General features: G+C 47.2%; 2 tRNA genes and 1 rRNA gene. All 3 read right to left on the bottom strand.

What is annotated here, in order from left to right:
* Positions 1-223: 223 nt before the first annotated feature.
* A tRNA-Ala gene (locus tag RO22_RS23745) sits at positions 224-299 on the bottom strand.
* A gap of 116 nt (positions 300-415) precedes the next feature.
* Positions 416-492, bottom strand: a tRNA-Ile gene (locus RO22_RS23740).
* A gap of 83 nt (positions 493-575) precedes the next feature.
* Positions 576-627: ribosomal RNA gene (locus RO22_RS24920) — 16S ribosomal RNA — on the bottom strand; the annotation flags it as partial.

The following is a 627-nucleotide window of genomic DNA, read 5'->3' as shown; positions in this document are numbered from 1 at the left end:
TCACGTTTCATTTTGCCGGATACGCTTGAGACGTATCACAATTTAAGAAGCACTTCTTGCGAAGTGTTCTTGTCAGCATGATATACATTGTTAAAGAGCAGCTGTTCAATGAACAGTGATAAGGCGTTGTGCGATAACTAAAACAACAGCGACTTATCAATGGTCACGAAACATTCACAAACGGTATTGAAGGTTAAACAGGTTAAACAGGGTAGTAACGTAATGGTGGAGCCAAGCGGGATCGAACCGCTGACCTCCTGCGTGCAAGGCAGGCGCTCTCCCAGCTGAGCTATGGCCCCATCTAGTCACTCTTAGTCACACTCACCTCTGGCCAATTTTATTTAGCGCAAGGCATTTTATGACGACGCATAGCCTGCTATGCGAGTTATAAAATAACGCAGCGATAGATAAAATTTGGTGGGTCTGGGCAGACTTGAACTGCCGACCTCACCCTTATCAGGGGTGCGCTCTAACCAACTGAGCTACAGACCCAAGAGGGGATCGTGCTTTTACCGTTTGCTCTATATCTGATCAGGTAATTCATTGTGGACGCTTACCGACTGTGACGCATCGTTTAAGGAGGTGATCCAGCCGCAGGTTCCCCTACGGCTACCTTGTTACGACTTC

Source organism: Halomonas sp. KHS3, assembly GCF_000830495.1.
GTDB lineage: Bacteria > Pseudomonadota > Gammaproteobacteria > Pseudomonadales > Halomonadaceae > Vreelandella > Vreelandella titanicae.
This window is presented reverse-complemented; position numbering and strand designations above follow the sequence as displayed.